Annotated in this window: 18 protein-coding genes and 1 tRNA gene; 13 read left to right on the forward strand and 6 right to left on the reverse strand. The window is 68.1% G+C overall.

Annotated features, from left to right (window positions below; translation table 11 throughout):
* Positions 1–140 precede the first annotated feature (140 nt).
* The 3 genes from cysS to SROS_RS04640 all read left to right on the forward strand — a co-directional run bounded on the left by cysS (position 141) and on the right by SROS_RS04640 (position 2,725).
* Positions 141–1,538 carry a cysteine--tRNA ligase gene (gene cysS, locus SROS_RS04630; RefSeq protein WP_012887719.1) on the forward strand — a complete coding sequence of 466 codons (1,398 nt, stop codon included), beginning with the start codon at positions 141–143 and terminating at the stop codon, positions 1,536–1,538.
* 23 nt (positions 1,539–1,561) lie between these two features.
* Positions 1,562–2,530 (forward strand): 23S rRNA (guanosine(2251)-2'-O)-methyltransferase RlmB, encoded by a 969-nt coding sequence (gene rlmB / locus SROS_RS04635; RefSeq protein WP_012887720.1) that lies wholly within the window; start codon positions 1,562–1,564, stop codon positions 2,528–2,530.
* Between the two features lie 122 nt (positions 2,531–2,652).
* Positions 2,653–2,725 (forward strand) — tRNA-Thr (locus SROS_RS04640).
* A 289-nt stretch (positions 2,726–3,014) separates the two neighbouring features.
* Here SROS_RS04640 and SROS_RS04645 read toward each other — a convergent pair.
* Positions 3,015–3,425: a RidA family protein gene (locus SROS_RS04645; RefSeq protein WP_012887721.1), complete on the reverse strand. Its 411-nt coding sequence runs from the start codon at positions 3,423–3,425 to the stop codon at positions 3,015–3,017.
* A gap of 426 nt (positions 3,426–3,851) precedes the next feature.
* Positions 3,852–4,160 carry a hypothetical protein gene (locus tag SROS_RS04650; RefSeq protein ID WP_043651333.1) on the reverse strand — a complete coding sequence of 103 codons (309 nt, stop codon included), beginning with the start codon at positions 4,158–4,160 and terminating at the stop codon, positions 3,852–3,854.
* Positions 4,161–4,248: 88 nt separating this feature from the next.
* On the opposite strand from SROS_RS04650, the gene SROS_RS04655 reads away from it, so the two are divergent.
* Entirely contained in the window at positions 4,249–4,827 is a 579-nt protein-coding gene (locus SROS_RS04655; RefSeq protein WP_012887722.1) for a hypothetical protein, read from the forward strand.
* Between the two features lie 3 nt (positions 4,828–4,830).
* On the opposite strand, the gene SROS_RS04660 is transcribed toward SROS_RS04655, so the two are convergent.
* Positions 4,831–5,973, reverse strand: a complete 1,143-nt coding sequence (locus SROS_RS04660; protein ID WP_218919813.1) for a winged helix DNA-binding domain-containing protein — start codon at positions 5,971–5,973, stop codon at positions 4,831–4,833.
* The gene (locus SROS_RS04665; protein WP_012887724.1) at positions 5,961–6,944 is read right to left on the reverse strand and encodes an MDR family NADP-dependent oxidoreductase; all 984 of its coding nucleotides are present in this window, start codon (positions 6,942–6,944) and stop codon (positions 5,961–5,963) included. Before SROS_RS04665 ends, SROS_RS04660 begins: the two co-directional genes overlap by 13 nt.
* 91 nt (positions 6,945–7,035) lie before the next feature.
* Here SROS_RS04665 and SROS_RS04670 point away from each other — a divergent pair, with 91 nt between their 5' ends.
* From SROS_RS04670 to SROS_RS45685, 6 genes are all read left to right on the forward strand, one after another.
* Positions 7,036–8,118, forward strand: a complete 1,083-nt coding sequence (locus SROS_RS04670; protein ID WP_012887725.1) for a helix-turn-helix transcriptional regulator — start codon at positions 7,036–7,038, stop codon at positions 8,116–8,118.
* Between the two features lie 150 nt (positions 8,119–8,268).
* Positions 8,269–8,565: an inositol monophosphatase family protein gene (locus tag SROS_RS47175; protein ID WP_081453035.1), complete on the forward strand. Its 297-nt coding sequence runs from the start codon at positions 8,269–8,271 to the stop codon at positions 8,563–8,565.
* Between the two features lie 236 nt (positions 8,566–8,801).
* Positions 8,802–8,996, forward strand: coding sequence for a hypothetical protein (locus tag SROS_RS49260; RefSeq protein ID WP_148268956.1), 195 nt, complete (start codon positions 8,802–8,804; stop codon positions 8,994–8,996).
* Positions 8,997–9,311: 315 nt separating this feature from the next.
* Complete coding sequence (locus SROS_RS54370; RefSeq protein WP_012887726.1) at positions 9,312–9,683, forward strand: ClpX C4-type zinc finger protein; 372 nt, start codon at positions 9,312–9,314, stop codon at positions 9,681–9,683.
* Positions 9,684–10,532: 849 nt separating this feature from the next.
* Positions 10,533–11,108, forward strand: coding sequence for an RNA polymerase sigma factor (locus SROS_RS04680; protein WP_012887727.1), 576 nt, complete (start codon positions 10,533–10,535; stop codon positions 11,106–11,108).
* On the forward strand, positions 11,105–11,992 hold the full coding sequence (locus tag SROS_RS45685; protein ID WP_012887728.1) for a hypothetical protein: 888 nt from the start codon (positions 11,105–11,107) through the stop codon (positions 11,990–11,992). The genes SROS_RS04680 and SROS_RS45685 overlap by 4 nt, the downstream gene beginning before the upstream one ends.
* Positions 11,993–12,538: 546 nt before the next feature.
* Here the strand turns inward: SROS_RS45685 and SROS_RS04690 are convergent.
* Complete coding sequence (locus tag SROS_RS04690) at positions 12,539–13,033, reverse strand: RICIN domain-containing protein (protein WP_148268957.1); 495 nt, start codon at positions 13,031–13,033, stop codon at positions 12,539–12,541.
* A gap of 568 nt (positions 13,034–13,601) precedes the next feature.
* Between SROS_RS04690 and SROS_RS04695 the strand changes: the two genes are divergently transcribed.
* Positions 13,602–14,171 (forward strand): GNAT family N-acetyltransferase, encoded by a 570-nt coding sequence (locus tag SROS_RS04695; RefSeq protein ID WP_012887730.1) that lies wholly within the window; start codon positions 13,602–13,604, stop codon positions 14,169–14,171.
* 260 nt (positions 14,172–14,431) lie between these two features.
* Positions 14,432–14,998: a hypothetical protein gene (locus tag SROS_RS04700; protein WP_043651342.1), complete on the forward strand. Its 567-nt coding sequence runs from the start codon at positions 14,432–14,434 to the stop codon at positions 14,996–14,998.
* Positions 14,999–15,171: 173 nt separating this feature from the next.
* Here the strand turns inward: SROS_RS04700 and SROS_RS04705 are convergent, their stop codons facing one another.
* Entirely contained in the window at positions 15,172–15,762 is a 591-nt protein-coding gene (locus SROS_RS04705; RefSeq protein ID WP_012887732.1) for a DUF3995 domain-containing protein, read from the reverse strand.
* Between the two features lie 340 nt (positions 15,763–16,102).
* Between SROS_RS04705 and SROS_RS04710 the strand changes: the two genes are divergently transcribed.
* A complete protein-coding gene (locus tag SROS_RS04710; RefSeq protein ID WP_012887733.1) occupies positions 16,103–16,342 on the forward strand; it encodes a hypothetical protein in 240 nt (79 codons plus the stop codon).
* Positions 16,343–16,359: the final 17 nt, after the last annotated feature.

A 16,359-nucleotide genomic window follows, 5' to 3' on the forward strand; every position in this document is an offset into this window, starting at 1 on the left:
CCACGGGCCTTCATGACCGACTGATCGTTCAACGGGTACGGGCGGCATTCGCCGTTAATGACTACAAAAGACACCCCTGGGCAACTTCAACGTCTCGTAACCCGGCTTGTGAGGTGAGGTAAGGCGTTAGCCTTTCCTTCGTGAGCCTGCACCTATACGACACCAGCGTACGTACGGTCCGTGAATTCGTTCCGGTCGAACCCGGCCGGGCGTCGATCTACCTGTGTGGTGCAACCGTGCAGGCTCCCCCGCATATCGGGCATATCCGCTCCGGCGTCAACTTCGACGTGCTGCGCCGCTGGATGGTCCGTTCGGGTTACGAGGTGACCTTCTGCCGGAACGTCACCGACATCGACGACAAGATCATTCGGGTCGCGGCGGACGAGGGCGTGCCGTGGTTCGTCATCGCCGAGCGCAACCAGCGTGCCTTCACCTGGGCCTACGAGGTGCTCGGCTGCCTGCCGCCGACCGTCGAGCCGAGGGCCACCGGCCACGTGCCCGAGATGATCGAGCTGATGGAGCGGCTGATCGCCGCCGGCCACGCCTACGCCTCCAGCGGCGACGTCTACTTCGACGTCATGTCCTACGCCGATCGGTACGGCTCGCTGTCCAACCAGAGGCTTGAGAACATGCGGGCCGCCGGTGACACCGACACCGACTCGTGCAAGCGGGACCCGCGTGACTTCGCGCTGTGGAAGGGCGAGAAGCCCGGCGAGCCGACGTGGCCGACCCCGTGGGGCCGTGGCCGTCCCGGCTGGCACCTGGAGTGCTCCGCCATGGCGACGAAATACCTCGGGCCGACCTTCGACATCCACGGCGGCGGCGTCGACCTGATCTTCCCGCACCACGAGAACGAGCTGACCCAGTCGCAGGCCGCCGGTGACGGCTTCGCGCGCTACTGGATGCACAACGGCATGCTCAAGATCGGCGCGGAGAAGATGAGCAAGTCGCTCGGCAACTCCCTGCTGATCCCCGAGGTGACCAAGAAGGTCCGTCCGGTCGAGCTCCGCTACTACCTCGCGGCCCCGCACTACCGCTCGTCGATCGACTACTCCGAGGAGGCGCTGGCCGAGGCCGCCTCGGCCTACCAGCGCATCGAGGGCTTCGTCACCCGGGCGGCCGAGGTCATCCACGACGTGGACGCCCACGCGCCGCTGCCCCAGGCGTTCGCCGACGCGCTCGACGACGACCTGGGCACCCCGCAGGCGCTCGCCGTGGTCCACGAGGTGGTCCGTGAGGGCAACGTCGCGCTGGCGCAGGGGAACAAGGAGCAGGTCGCCAGATTGCTGGCCGAGACGCAGAACATGCTCGACGTGCTCGGACTGGACCCCCGCTCGGAGCAGTGGCGCTCCTCGGGTGGCGACACGGGCCTGCGTTCCACCGTGGACGCGCTGGTCAGCGTGGCTCTGGAGCAGCGTCAGGCGGCCCGGGGCCGCAAGGACTTCGCGGCGGCCGACGGCATCCGCGACCAACTCGCCGGAGCCGGGATCCTCGTGGAGGACACCCCCCAAGGTCCTCGTTGGGAACTGTCGCGGTAAAAGCAGGCCGTACTCTAGACAGCATGGCTGGTGGGGGTAAGGGGTCCGGGCGACCCGCGAAGAAGAAGAGTCCGACCAAGGGCACGGGCGGCAACGTCCGCCGTGGCCTGGAGGGCAAGGGGGCGACCCCGCCGGCGCACATGCGGCACTGGCACAAGGACAAGGCGCGCACCGAGCGGATCGAGCGCGAGGACAGGACCGGCAGGCCCTCCTCCCCGCGCACCCCGGTCCGTGGCAGGCGGAGCGAGGACGCCCCGGAATACATCGGCGGCCGCAACCCCGTCCTTGAGGCGCTGCGGGCCGGTGTGCCGGCGAGCACGCTCTACATCGCCCTGCGCATCGACAACGACGACCGGGTCAAGGAGTCCGTCCGGATCGCCGCCGACCATGGCATCGCGATGCTGGAGGTCGGCAAGGAGAAGCTGGACCGCCTCACCGAGGGGGCGATCCACCAGGGCATGGCCCTGCAGATCCCGCCGTACGAATACGCGCACCCCGAGGACCTGATCGGCATCGCCCAGGACGCCGCCGAGGTGCCGCTGATCGTGGCCCTCGACAGCGTCACCGACCCGCGCAACCTCGGCGCCATCGCGCGTTCGGCCACCGCCTTCGGCGCCCACGGGATGGTCATCCCCTCCCGTCGCTCGGCCGGAGTGACGGGAGGCGCCTGGAAGACCTCCGCCGGCACGCTGGCCCACCTGACGGTCGCCCGCGCGGCCAACCTGACCGCGACCCTGCGCGAATACCGCGAGGCCGGCCTGTTCGTGATCGGCCTGGACGGCGAGAGCACGGTCGACATCGGCGACGCCAACCTCCTCGACGGCCCGCTGGTCGTCGTCGTGGGTTCGGAGGGCAAGGGACTGTCCCGTCTCGTCCGCGAATCCTGCGACTTGGTCGTCCGCATTCCCATGAACGCCGCGGCCGAGTCCCTGAACGCGGGCGTCGCCGCCGGCGTGGCCCTCTACGAGGTAGCCCGCCACCGCCGCCGCTGAGCACCCTCTGTGGATCCTCGCCGCGATCGAGGATCCACAGAATCCGCCCCGATCTTTCCGACTCGTCCCCTCGGCTCGGTGACGTCCGGGGCATAAGCCGACTACACTCGTCAGGCGACCATGCCGACGTAGCTCAATCGGCAGAGCAACAGTCTTGTAAACTGTAGGTCAGGGGTTCGATTCCCCTCGTCGGCTCGCAGATGAAAGGCCAGGTCAACCGATACCCGGTGACCTGGCCTTTTGCTGTTCAGTGGAACTTTATGATCTTCCGTGCCCGCTGCGTGCCCGGTGGCTTCCCGTGCCCGTTGTCCCGGGCCTTTCTGAATGCCTGTCCGAGCGCCTGAGCGGTGGCCTTGTCCCGGTCCTGGCCGACGTGCTGGTAGATCAGGGCCACCCGCGTGGAGGAGTGCCCAGGCGGGAGAGGCGTGTGCGTTCGCACAGGTCTCCTAGCCGTGCCCGTATGCGCCAGGTGGACGCTCACCGCTCAGGAATCAAGTACGGCGGCGATGGCTTCGATCTCAACGAGCTGGTCGTAATAACCAAGCACGGTGACTCCCATCAAGGTGCTCGGTACGTCATGCTCGCCAAACGAGTCCCGGACCACCTCCCAGGCAGCCACCAGATCCTCCTGCCGGGTGGATGCGACGAGAACCCTTGTGCTGATGACGTCCTGCAACGATGCGCCAGAGGCAGTGAGAGCCGCCTGCATGTTCTCGATGGCTTTCGCTGCTTGGCCCGCGTAGTCCCCAATCGCTGCCGTCGAGCCGTCCTCGTTCAGGGGACACGCTCCGGCGAGGAAGATGAGTCGTGACTCGGCAGGCGCCGTGGCCGCGTAAGCGTACTGGGCGACGTCGGACAGAGAAGCGGAACGGATCAAAGTGATGGCGCTAGGCATGGTCACTCAGTTCCTTTCACATCGGATGCAAAGCGACCATCCTGACATGGGCCTTCTGACTGCCACCTCCTGTTTTCGCAGACCAAGCCACCCGACCTCGCAGCCGGCTCATGGTCACGCCGCCACCCGGATGCGGCACGACGATCGCCACAGGGGCGTCCAAAGCCGTTCAGGATGGACCATGCATGTCCTCTGACCTGCATTGAACCGTCCGGAACGGCCCGAGGTCGATCTTTTGATCCGTAGGTTCAGGGGCCGAGTCCCTGGCCGCCCACCCATGGTGACCTGGGCAGACTCCCGGATCTCGTGATGGGATGCCTGCCGGGGGGAGGGGAGCTGTCAGCAGCGGGTTGGGGCCGGCGGGATCAACACCGTCCGCTTTCCCCTGCCCTCCGGCTTCACGAACGCCCGGCCGCCGATGCCGCATCAGGCACGTGAATCAACAACACCGCCCATCAGGGGCCTGCTCAAGACGTCGTGTGTCGGGATGACGCCGGTCAGCCGAGCCGCGAGCAGTAGCGCTCCATCTATCGTCGGGCGATGGGCGTTGTCGTCCTCCTCGACCAGCCAAGCGATGTCCGCGCAAGTGGTCTCCACCTGCGGCACTCCCGTCTCTGCGCTTCTCAGGAATACCGCCAAGGCAACGATCAGAACCGAGAGGCGTGCCCCCCACCTGCCCCGCAGCTCACGACGTTCGCCTCCGGCGGGGGCAGTCCGGCTCCAGATGATCGCCATCGGTCCGTCGGGTCACGCCGAGGCGAGGCTCAGCTGCCCTCGTCCCATAGATTGTCGACGTTGATCCATCTGGGGAAGGTTGTATCCCGTGTTCGGCGAGATCGTCGCGCGTTACGCAGAGTTGACCGACTTGATGACGTGGGAGAGCGTCGCTTACACGGTGACGATCCCCGACTACGGCGTTCTGACCGTCGAGGACGCGGTGTGCCGGCTTGGCTTCGATGCTGCCGCAATTCGTGCTCCAGGAGAGGCTCAGCCGGATGACCTCGCCCTTCAACAGATCGGTACGGGCATCGTCACATGGTCGAACAACCCTTACGACGACGGTAGGGAGGTGACGGATCGACTCGGTGGCGAAGGTTTCCGGCACTGGTATCTGGCCGGAGACATCGAAGGCAACACCACCATGTATGTGCGCTACGGCGACAGCGACGGGCAACTCGATTTCCCGGATCCTGGTTGGATTCCTTTCACTGCCTGGACGGACCATCTCGGCCCGTTGACTCCCTATGCAGAGCTTTTCGCTGTTGTCTACGACACTTGGGAGGACGACCCCGAGATGTGCATCGAGGGCACGTGTCTGGCGGTGATCGAGCTGGAAAGCGGTGTTCGGCTGGACACTGGTCTGTGGAATGGTTCGAAGACATATCTGCCGATGTCCAGGTGACTTTCACTCGGCCTCAGCCCCCCCGTGACGCCTCAGACTGCCGCAGGACACGTTCTTGCCTCCCACGAACGGCAGCAGGCGCTCCGTCTCCTGCTCCAGGGCCGCCCGATCGGTCGCGGACAGCGGGCGGAACGGAATGAGGCGCAGGGTGTCGCCTTCGAGGGACCAGCTTCCGTGCACGTGACCGTCCACGAGGAAGGTGGGCCGTACCTGTGCCTGGCCGGGCATCACGCGTTTGCGGTCCTGGTCGCTGATGACGCGGGTCCGGTCGGCATGGCCGAGCAGGGCGTTGTCGAAGGCGGGCAGCAGCCGTACCGGGGCGGGGGTGTCGGGGTCGGGCAGTTCCGCGTCGGCCAGATCGATCAGTTCCCCACCGTCGGGGCCGGAGTAGCGGCGTAGTTCGGTGCGCATCTGCGCGACGACTTCGTTCAGGCGGGTCAGCCCGCACCAGGCCTGGACGTCCTTCACCCCGGCCGGGCCGAAGCCCGCCAGATAGCGGCGGATCAGCTTCTTGGCCAGATCCGTTGTGGTTGCCGGCGTGGCGGCCGTTGCCATCGGGCGCCCCAGCCAGGCCTCGGCGGGGGTGACCGAGACTTTCGACCGGTTGCCCCAGGAGCCCCACGCGCCGGTGGCCACGTCATGGACGAGCGGGGTGCGTAGCTCGAACTCTCCGGCCAGGATTCGCCCGTCGATGCCGGGGTGGCGTCGGGCCAGCCGCCGGGCCAGTTCCTTGCGCGTCAGTGTTCCTCCCCCGAGCAGATCGAGTCCTTCGGCCACCAAGGACGCCGCGTCCAGGCCGGTGCTGTTACGGGCGAAGTGGGGCGAGCCGGCAGTGCGATCGAGTACGGATTGCAGCAGCGGCCGCAGCCGGCGGAAGTCGTCGGCTACGGCGAGGTGCTGGGTGCTGCGGAGCAGGCCGGAGCGGACCACCTTCCGATCCTGCAGCAGTGTGGTGAGCTGGGAGTGGGTGAAGCCGTGGATCCTGCTCCACAGCCCGACGTAGGGCCAGTTGGGCTCTTGCGCCTGCAGTGCGACCAGGCGCCCGATCACCTCCAGCGGGGTGCGATCGGTACGGGCCAGCAGGAACTGGCGATCTAGCAGGGCCCGGTTCAGGGCCCTGCCGGAGAGGGTTGTCACGACAGCCACACCGAGACATTGCCCCGGTAGGACCCCTGGAGCAGGGACAAGAACGCCTGCGGCACGTCCTCGATCCCGCCCTTGATGACCGTCTGCGGGTAGACGAAGCGGCCCTCACCCAGCCAGGTGCTGAAGTGTTCCCGCCAGGCGGCGACCTGGTCGGGGGTGTGGTAGCAGGAGAACGGCAGCAGCTCGACGTTCCGGGCCTGGGCCGCGGCGTGATCGGGCTTGGGGAAGCGCTCCGCCGCATCGCCGAGCTGGCTGGACAGCGAGCCGCACAGCGCGAAGCGGGCGCCGGGCCTGGCCGCCTGCAGCGCGGCCTGATACTGCTCGCCGCCCACGACGTCGAAGAACACCGAGATGCCCTCGGGCGCGAGTTCCCGGAGCCGGTCGGCCGCCGAGCCGTCGTGATAGTCGAACGCGGCGTCGTAGCCGAGCTCGTTCACCAGATAGTCGACCTTGGCCGGGCTGCCGGCGCTGCCGATCACCCGCGCCGCGCCCAGGCACTTGGCGATCTGCCCGGCCAGCGAGCCGACCCCGCCCGCCGCGCCGGAGACGAACACCACGTCGCCCTCGCCGACGGCCGCCACGTCGGCCATCCCGTAGTAGGCCGTCGGCCCCTGACCGAGGTAGTAGCCGGGGTCCGCGACGGGATCAAGCTTGATGTACTGGGCGGCTGGGCCCGCCGAGTACTCGCTCCAGCCGGTCATCGACTGGACCAGGTCGCCAACCGCGAGCTCGGGGCTGTCGGACCGGACGACGGTGCCGATGGCGGCCACGCCCACCCGCCGGCCCGGCTGCCAGGCCGGTACCGGGATGGTGCAGTCGGCGCGCATCAGCTCCAGGTAGGTCGCGGCGAGTCCTACCTGATCGGTTCGCACCAGAACCTCGCCGTCCACCTCGGTTGTGGCGACGGTGAAGTTGTCGAGTGCCGGTGCGCCGGCGATCTGCGCGGCCAGCCGGATCTCACGGGTGATCATTTCTTGGTCCTTAGGTCGGTACGGCCTTCGAGATCGACTCTAAAGAGGCTTCCGGTCACTTTTTGACCGGAAGTCGGGTGAGGATGACGGTATGGCGAACACCAGCTCACGGACCCTCAGACTGCTCTCGCTGCTGCAGACCCACCGCCACTGGCCCGGCATGGAATTGGCCGACCGGCTGGGAGTGTCCGAGCGGACCCTCCGCCGCGACGTTGACCGGCTGCGTGAGCTCGGCTACCCGGTCAGCGCGGCCCGGGGCACGGACGGCGGCTACCAGCTCGCGTCCGGCGCCGTCCTGCCGCCGCTGCTGCTGGACGACGAGGAGGCGGTGGCCCTCGCGGTGGGCATCGGCGACGCGGCACAGAGCGGGATCGCCGGGATGCAGGAGGCGTCGCTGCGCGCGCTCACCAAGGTGGTCCGGGTCCTGCCGCCCCGGCTGCGGGCCAGGGTGGACGCCCTGCGGGCGATGACCCTCTCCGTCGCCGCGTCCGGGCCGGTTGTCGCGGCGGGGGTGCTCACCGTGGTCGCCCAGGCCTGCCGGGACCAGGAGCGGCTGCGGTTCGGCTACACGGCCAGGGGCGCCGCGTCCACCGACCGCGAGGTCGAGCCGTACCGCGTCGTCGCACTCGGTGGACGCTGGTACCTGGTCGCCTACGACCTGACCCGGCACGACTGGCGCAGCTTCCGCCTCGACAGGTTGATCGAACCGGCCGCGACCGGCACGCGCTTCCGGCCGCGTCCGCTCCCGGCCGAGGACGCCGCGGCCTTCGTCCAGGCAGCGAGCGGCGCCCCGGCCCCGTACCAGGTCGAGGCGCTCGTCCACGCCCCCGCGACCCGGGTACGGCAGGCGGTCGGTCAGTGGGGCACTGTCGAGCCGCTCGACCACGACACCTGCCGGCTCACCATGACCTCGACCTCCCTCGACTGGCCGACCCAGGCGCTGGGCAATATCGGTGCCGAGTTCGACGTGCTGGGGCCGCCGGAGTTCGCCGCGCATGTCCAGGAGTGGGGCGCCCGCTTCACCCGAGCCATCAGAACGCCGCGGCAACCGGCGCACCCCTGGCCAGACGGCAGTGACAGCGAACCACGCCCGCCTCTGGCCGACCCAGGGAGCATGTCACCAATGGGCCCGGGACCGTCGGGGAGCGTGGCCGGCCACGGTTCATCGGGATAGTCTGGCCAACGCATGCTCAACAGGGCGCGAGCGCATCGACTGCCGCCCAACTAATGATCATCAGTTGCATCGTGTTCATCTCGATGTGGGAGCGGAGCAGCCTCCGGCCGGGAGATCCAGGCGAGTGATACCGGCGACCTCGGTTCGGCCGTGGTCGCCATCGGTGACTACGCCGTCGGCATCGGCGCGGAGACGGAGAACCGCCTTCGCCTGTCCCTCACCCGTGAGATTGCCGCCCGAGTGCAACGGGTGCGGATGTTCGGATCAGCCGCGGTCGACCTCGCCTGGGTAGCCGAAGGCAAGATCGACACCAACATCATGATCAGCAGCAATCCGTGGGACACCGCGGCAGGAGTGCTGATCGCCCGTGAGGCCGGATCGATTACTGCCACACAGACAATGAGCCCATTCCAACTTGATCATGCATCACGGGCTCGTCGCAGATGAAGCATCTTGCTCCTGACCTGGCAGCGGGGGCATCGGCGTATCGCCGGCCGTCCGGGGCGGCGGCTTTCACTACCTGCCCGATCTCCATGCAGATCCTATGGACGCGTTCAGGAGACATGCCCACCGCGCCTTCCTGCTGAGCGAATGAAACAGAAAACTATTGGGCATCCATCCGGAGGGCTGTTTCCGATTCGGGGGCGCGCTCCAAGCGCGCACTCGTCCGACTGATCGTCACCGTGGCCATCGACGACACCCGCATCGCCGTCCACGACGAGCAGGAGCCCCTCAAGTCGGTGACCGGAACCACCATCCAGGGGGTCACCGGGATCAAAGAGAAAGCGCATACCGAGCAGAGAGATCGTCCAGGTCGTGTCAAGCGTCATCCGAAGCCGAAACGCCAAGCATCAAGCGAGTCGCGACACCGGACGTAGCGAGTAGCCTGCCGAATTGTTCTTGCAGGTATCAAGGCGCCGCCGCACGGCCCTCCACCCACCCGTCCGCCGTCCGGGCGCGCGGCGCGGGCGCCGGTCCCGAACGGCGGCGGAAATCGGGCCGCCCGCCGTGCCGCTCGCCCGCCGTACCCACCCGACCGGCCGCACGGGGCCGCACCGCCACCGGACCGGGATTCACTCTTCATCGCCCTGCTGCCGGGGTGTTGTCAGCCCGGTGCAACGCACATACGAGTTGTCAGGGTGTCCCTGACGACCTATGGTGTCAGGGACACCCTGACAACTTAGGAGTGTGCTGTGACACTGCCTGACACCCTGACCGGACTCGCTCGATGCTCCTTCTGTGGCAAGCCGGCCACCGAGGTCGACAAGCTGGTCGCCGGCCCTGGGGTGTACATCTGCAACGAGTGTGTGGCTCTGTCCGCATCGATCATCGACGGGAGCCCCGAAAGCTCCGCGGGATCGCGCGTGCCCGTATGGGAGTCGCTGACTGACGAGGAGATGCTGAGCCACATTCCGCGCGTCGCCGCGCACATCGACCAGGCCGAGGCTGACCTGCGCTCATGGGCGCAGGAACTGCGCCGGCGCGGCGTCACCTGGGCCAGGCTCGGGGAAGCTCTCGGGATCACCCGCCAGTCCGCGTGGGGGCGGTTCTCCGGCGAGGAGTGACGCGATCCGGGACAGCCCGCCTGCGTCTGGGGGTCTTTCGTACGGCATGATCCCGGTATGCGTGGCGAGGGTGGGCTGTTCCAGGCCGGCCTCTCACGATCGCCTGATGGCGGCTGATCTCCGAAGGTGGCCGGGGGTGATCGACGGTCCGGGACTTCGTTCCTGATGACGGTGTGGGCGCGTTCCCTGATCCGATCGGATGTCTCCGTACCGGCCCACCGAGCATCACATGCGGAGGTGGGGGCGTGCTGGCCGTGTCGTTCGCGTACCGGTAGGGGCGGGGAACGAGGGGGAATCACGGGGACTCACGGGCAGGGCGGAACCGCCCCTGAACCGGGCGGCAGCAGGTCACGGAGCAGGGGAGCCGAAAACTTGTAAACCGCGGGTCAGGGGTTCGATTCCCCTTGTCGGCTCGCAGTGCAGATTGTCGGCTCGCAGTGCAGAGGCCCAGACCAGGGAGATGATCCCTTGACCTGGGCCTTCGTCGTTCCTGGGCCTTCCGGCGGCCGCGTGCCACCCACATTTTCGATCTTCCTTTCCCGTGCCCCGCTGAACGGGCTGCCGAGATCCGGGGGAGTCGTCCGGGAGCTTGCCGCCGCCGCCGATCCCGACCAGAGCGGTGGCAGCTCGGAGCGTTCCCCGTCCAGGTCGCCGGAGCGTTCCCCGCATCACCGCGGCAGTCCGCAGCGGCCTGAACCACACCGGCTGATCCTCGACGGGGTCTGTTTCGCCGCTGTCTCCTACGCGTGGGGCTGGTACGGCGAGGAGGCGAGTCCGAGCGGGATGTAATGTCCCGCCCCTCTGCTCGCCAAGAAGGGGAAACCCCCGAGCTAGCGGAAGGCGCAGTGGATGGCAGACATTCCACCGGAGGATCTCCGGCAGACGATGCGAGATCCCGAGGCGTTCGAGGTCTTCTACCGAAGACACACCGAACGCGTGAGCCGCTTCGTGGCCCGCCGGATGACCGATCCGCACACGGTGGACGACCTCACCACCGAGGTCTTCCTGGCCGCCATCGACACGGCGGACACCTACCGGCCCGACCGGGGCAGCCAGGAGGCGTGGTTGTTCGGCATCGCGCGCAACGTGGTGGCGTCCGAGCTGCGCAGAGCGGCCAGGGAACTGCACAAGAGCGGCAGGGCCGCGGGGCGCCGCCCCCTGGACAGCGACGACATCGCGCGTCTGGAGGAACGCATCGACGCCGAACGGGCCGCCCGCCCGCTTCTGTCGGCCATCGCGCGGCTGCCCAAGAGCCTGAGGGCCGTGGCCGAGCTGGTGGACATCGACGGCCTGTCCGTCACCGACGCCGCCGCGGCCCTGCGCATCCGCGTCGCCACCGCCCGGGTGCGGCTGCATCGCGCGCGCCGCCGGCTCATGACCGAGTCCGGCAACCGCCCGGAGACCATCTTGGAAGGATCGTCATGAACGGATCTCTCGCCGGTTTCGAAGAGCGCCGGCTGGCCGAGCTGAAGGAGCATGTGGCGGCGCGGGCGGCGGCCGAGCGGGTCGGACGGCCACGCCGCCGGATCGTCCTGGCCGTGGCGGCAGGGGTGGCGGTCGCCGCCGTGGCGAGCGTGGTCACGGCCTCGTCCGTAGGCGGGGCCGCCCCCGCCTACGCCGTCACCAAGGACTCCGACGGCATCGTGTACGTCACCGTGCGTGGCACCGTACCCGGCGGCGACCCGGACGTGAAGGGGCTGACCAGGCAGCTCCAGAGCCTCAACGTGCCCGCCATCGTGGACTACATCCCGGCGGGCCAGAAATGCAAGGAGCCGCGCGGCGCCATCGTGACGGACATCCCCGGGGGGCTCTACCACGCGCCCAGGAACATCCCCGGCGACCCCGGGGCCTGGCAGATGCAGATCAACACCAAGCTGTTCGAGCCCGGCCAGACCTTCGTCTGGACCCTGTATGTCGATCCCGTCAACGGATGGAACGGCACCAGCACGATCCTCATGCGGGACCCGGTGGCGCCCTGCGAGCTGGTCCCCGACGACCGGCCGCACTACCTGGCGAGGACGCCTCCGCCCTGGGGGAAGGCGACGTCGCTGGGCGGGTACCAGGTGGAGGGCAAGACCGTGGGCGAGGTCATGCCGGAGATCGACAAGCGCGGCCTCAAAGTCACCTACCTGGTCACCGAGCCCGCTCCCGACAAGCTGCGCGATCCGGACATGCTCTACGTGATGTACCCCACCAAGCAGAACACCCCGGTGGGCAACGACTGGTCCGTCTGGCAGGCGGATGAGCTGGCGAAGGGAGTGATCCGCCTGTATGTCACGCAGAAACCCGCCACGCCGCGGCATCGCTGAACCGGCGATGCCGCGGAGACGCCCAGATCCACTTCCGGGATCACATTCCGGGATCACAAACATGATCGACTGCTGGCCGTGTCCCGGCTGGACCCGGTGACGAGCCAGGACCGGTTGAGCGGGCGCGTCCTGGTGAACCCCGTGGTTCCCCAGCCCCCTCATGGACCCGGAGCCGACGATCACGTGCGATCGTCGGCTCCGGCACGCGCCCCGTCCGCGCGGGCGGCCACGGGCCCAGCTCGCTCAAAAGCACCTGCATCAGGCGTCGCAGCCCTCAGCCCTCAGCCCCCAACCCCCAGCCTCAGCCCCCAACCCCCAGGCGTCAGCCCCAGCATCCAGGCCCCAGCCTCCGCGCGCCGGAGCAATCACCGGCGCGCACCTCGTCGTGCCCGCATCCCGCCGTTCACGTCGGCGGTCACTCCGGACCGACTTGACACCCCCGCCCAGCGGATGTCTCAGCCCCGGCCCACCGGGGACCCGGGTCGCTGTCCTGCCTGACGCTGATGCCCTGCGGCACATCGGGAAGGTGCCGGGTGTGACCAGAGATCAGGACAGGGTGTCCTTGACCGCGATCTGGCCGTTGTTGATCACGAACTTCTGGTTGGTGTTGGTGCTGCCGCACTGCCACAGGTACACCTGGGTGCTGTTGCCGCGGCCGTTGGTAACGTCCAGGCATAGGGGGTTGCCTGAGTTGAGGGTGGACTTGAGGATGATCGCGCCTCTCTGGACGACCCAGAGCTGGTTGGCGTTACCCAGGCACTGCCACTGGTAGACCCGGGTGCCGTTGGTGCGGCCGTTGGAGGAGTCCAGACACATCACCTGGCTCTTGCCGATGGTGTCTTCCACCTTGATGAGGCCGTTGTCGATGACGAACCTCTGGTTGGTGTTGTTGCTGTCGCACTGCCATTGGTACATCAGGGTGCCGTTGCCACGGTTGTTGCTGATGTCGACGCACATCGGGGGCCAGGCCAGGGCGGTGCGACCGGCGGGCTGGCGAGCGGAGGAGGTGGCGGCGGCGGGCAGGGTGGTTACCGCACCCACCGCGGTGAAGATGACAGCGACGGCTAGCAGGCGGCGAGCAAGCACGATTGGCCCCCAGGAGAGTTGATCAGGTCTCAAGCACCATGCCATGACCGACAGTCCTTGATCAATTACTCTGCGTGCAAGCCCTCGCGTGTCGTGATGTGATGCCGGTCAGAGGAAGCCGTGACGGTCGTCCGGCATCCGGGGTTGCAGTTCAGGGGGGTCCAGGGCCGTTCAGAGTAGATCGCATAGACGTGCCGACCTGCATTGATCGGCCGATGCCGCCCGCCTGGTGCGGCTTCATGGGGATGCCGCCTGGCGCGAATGGCGATGGAGCGAAGCCCGCAACGGTGCCGCCCGTGCTGAGCTCTGCCTCATGAGCACCGAGGATGGCGGCGTTCCGCGTTCCCACGCGGTCCGAGCTTGCGGGCCGCACGCCGCGCATGCGGCCTGGGGGTCGTCCTCGCGCGCGCTCGCCACTCGGACGCTCAGGCGCGAAGGCCGAAGATCCCCTGAGCCCCGAGATGCCCGCGGCGAGCGATGCCGCTGTATCAGGTCCTCCGGCACGCGCGGATAGGGTGACGCGGTGCAGATCTATGGGGAGACCGAGCGGCTGATGTTGCGCCGCATCACCGAGGACGACGCCGACAACCTGGTGGAGCTTGACAGCGATCCCGAGGTCATGCGCCACCTGAGCGGTGGTGAGCCGACGTCACGAGAGAAGATCGTCGGCGAGGTCCTTCCCCGCATATTGAGCTACACCGGCGACCAGGGGTTCTTCGCCGCGATCGAGAAGTCGACGGCGGAGTTCCTCGGGTGGTTTCTCCTGCGAGCCAAGCACGGTGAGCCCGAGGACGAGCCTGAGCTGGGCTACCGGTTGCGCAAGGTCGCTTGGGGGAAGGGTTATGCCACCGAGGGGTCGGTGGCGCTGATCCGGAAGGCCTTCGGCGAGTTGGGAGCCCGTCGCGTCTACGCGGAGGCTCTGGCGGTCAACGTCGGCTCGCGGCGGGTGATGGAGAAGGCCGGGCTGCAGTACGTGCGCTCGTTTCACGTCGACAGGCCGGAGATCCCGGGATCCGAGCAGGGGGCAGTGGAATACGAGCTGCTGAGAGCCGACTGGGAACGCCTCCGGAGGGGGCCGCAGACTCCGGGATGATCGCCGTGCGAACCTGCGGGCCGTAGGCGGCTGAGGTCGAAGCCTGACCATTCCGCCTTCCGCGACGTCCGCCGCCGGCACAGCGCCGCCGACGGGTTACCGCCGATCGTCTACGGCCAACAGCGCCGCCGACGGGTTACCACCGATCGTCTACGGCCAGCGGATCACCGCCGCCAGGGCGGCCGCCACGGCGAGGCGTCAGCAGCTCATCGCCGCATGGAAAAGTCTCCGTGATTTGAGGGGATTGCTACCCTTCGGCCATGGATCTTCAGGATCAGGCGCTCGGCAAGAGCCAATGGTGGCGGCGAGGGCTCATACTCGGCCCTGTTGCTGTGAGCGCCGTCCTGACCCTTTTCTCCGCGGCTCATCCTGGCGGCAACTTTCCTTTGATCCTCGTCGCCGCCCCGATATGGCTCTTGTCCGGCCTCATATGGATCTCGCTCCTCATGACACGGGGCAGTGCTTACAGGCGTAGCCCATGGATCATCGCGACGCCACTCGTCGGGGTACTCACACTCGTTCTGGCGAACTCCCCGCTACCGATGCGGGTGGCGTTTCTGATCTCCGAGGCCGCTCTCAGCAACTACGCGCAGTCGTTACCCGAACAAGAGGGTGTGTCGTTCAAGGACCAGCGTGCGGGGCTGTTCACCATCGCCACGGCGCAACGCTGGAAGGGAATCACGCAACTCGGCGTCGCCGACACCGGCGGGATGCTCACCGAGTGCGGATTCGCTCATGTTCCCAGCGGACGAGTGAAGGATCTCGACGTGTCCTCAGCCGACCATCTGACCGGCGACTGGTACGCGACATGCACTGACTACGACTGACGCACCGGTTGCGGGACCACGTCCCGCTGTCTCGCGCGAGCCTGCCGAAGAGGCTTCCGCTACCGCTCCCTGTCTGCCTTGGCAGAGGTCCAGACGGCCATACCGGCCAAAGGCGGCGGCTCCAGTCAAGCGGCCTCCGAAGCGCGGACGGGTTTCCCGGTGCGGGCGATCGGCTATCCGATGCCCAGGAGCAGCATCGCCACCGACAGGATCAACGCCCCGAGCCCGCCGACCGCGCAGGCGATCACCGCGCCGCGGCGGTCGGCCAGGCCGCGCAGGTGAACGAGCGCGGCCGTGATGAACAGGAGCCCGCCCGCCATGAACCACGGGCCCCACAGGTAGGTGTACCAGCGGATCACGGGCAGGAGATCCGGTGCGATCCCGGCGCTGTCGGCCTGCATGAGCAGCCCCTGCACGACGAACAGGCCGCCGTGCCACAGGAGCAGCCCCCCGGCGCCCCAGGCGGCCAGTTGCAGGAGCCGGCTCATGCCCGTGCCCCAGCGGCGCAGCAGGGCGAGCCCGACCACCCCGCCGACGACCTTGAGCGCGCCGGTGGCCCACAGGACCACGAGGAACCAGGTGACCCGGTCCTCCACCATCTTGACCAGAGGCGGGGCGATCGTCGTGGCGGCGCCGGCCGTACCTCCCAGTGCCCAGTAGAAACTCGGCAGGGCGAACAGGAAGCCCCACGCCGCCACGCCGTACGCCGCCCACGCCGCGCGGCGCGATCGCGGTGCCGTCTCGTTGACCTGCGAAGTCGTCATACCCGCAACGGTTCCAGCGTCTCCTGCCCGATGCCTCCCGCCGGAGGGTGACGGCCCTCCCTCCACAGGGGGAAAGCCGCCTTGGCATCCCCGGGGGGCGGGACCAGGACGTCGCGGCGGGCTGGATACAGGGCCGCGCCGACGTGTCGCCGTGGGCCTTCGGGCCGGCCCTCCCCTCTCGCCTCCGCCCTGACACCTGCGGCCGCGATCGGGCGGGAGCCGGTCTCCCCCGGGGCGGAGTCATATCGTCGCTGGCGCAAAAATAATGCTTAATCCCCCATTAGCAGGCGTTAACCGGCGAAAGTTGTACCGTTCCGAGCCGCCACGTAGCGTCGCAGACATGGCTGTTGAACTCGAGGAACTGTTCGCCCGCCAGGTGGATGTCGGGGTCGCGACAATGGACGTGCCGACCGATGACGGCGTGGTGAGCACCCACGTGGTCGTGCAGCAGGTCTCCGCGACCGACCGCAAGTCCGGGCAGGAGCGGAAACTCCTGCTCGTCTTCGACCCGTCCGGGGTCATCGCGATGGCCGACGTCCTGCGCCAGGCGGCGGAGAAGGCACAGGCCGAGCCGTCGTAGCGGCCCGGCTCGGCGCG

Source organism: Streptosporangium roseum DSM 43021, assembly GCF_000024865.1.
GTDB classification, from domain to species: Bacteria; Actinomycetota; Actinomycetes; order Streptosporangiales; family Streptosporangiaceae; genus Streptosporangium; species Streptosporangium roseum.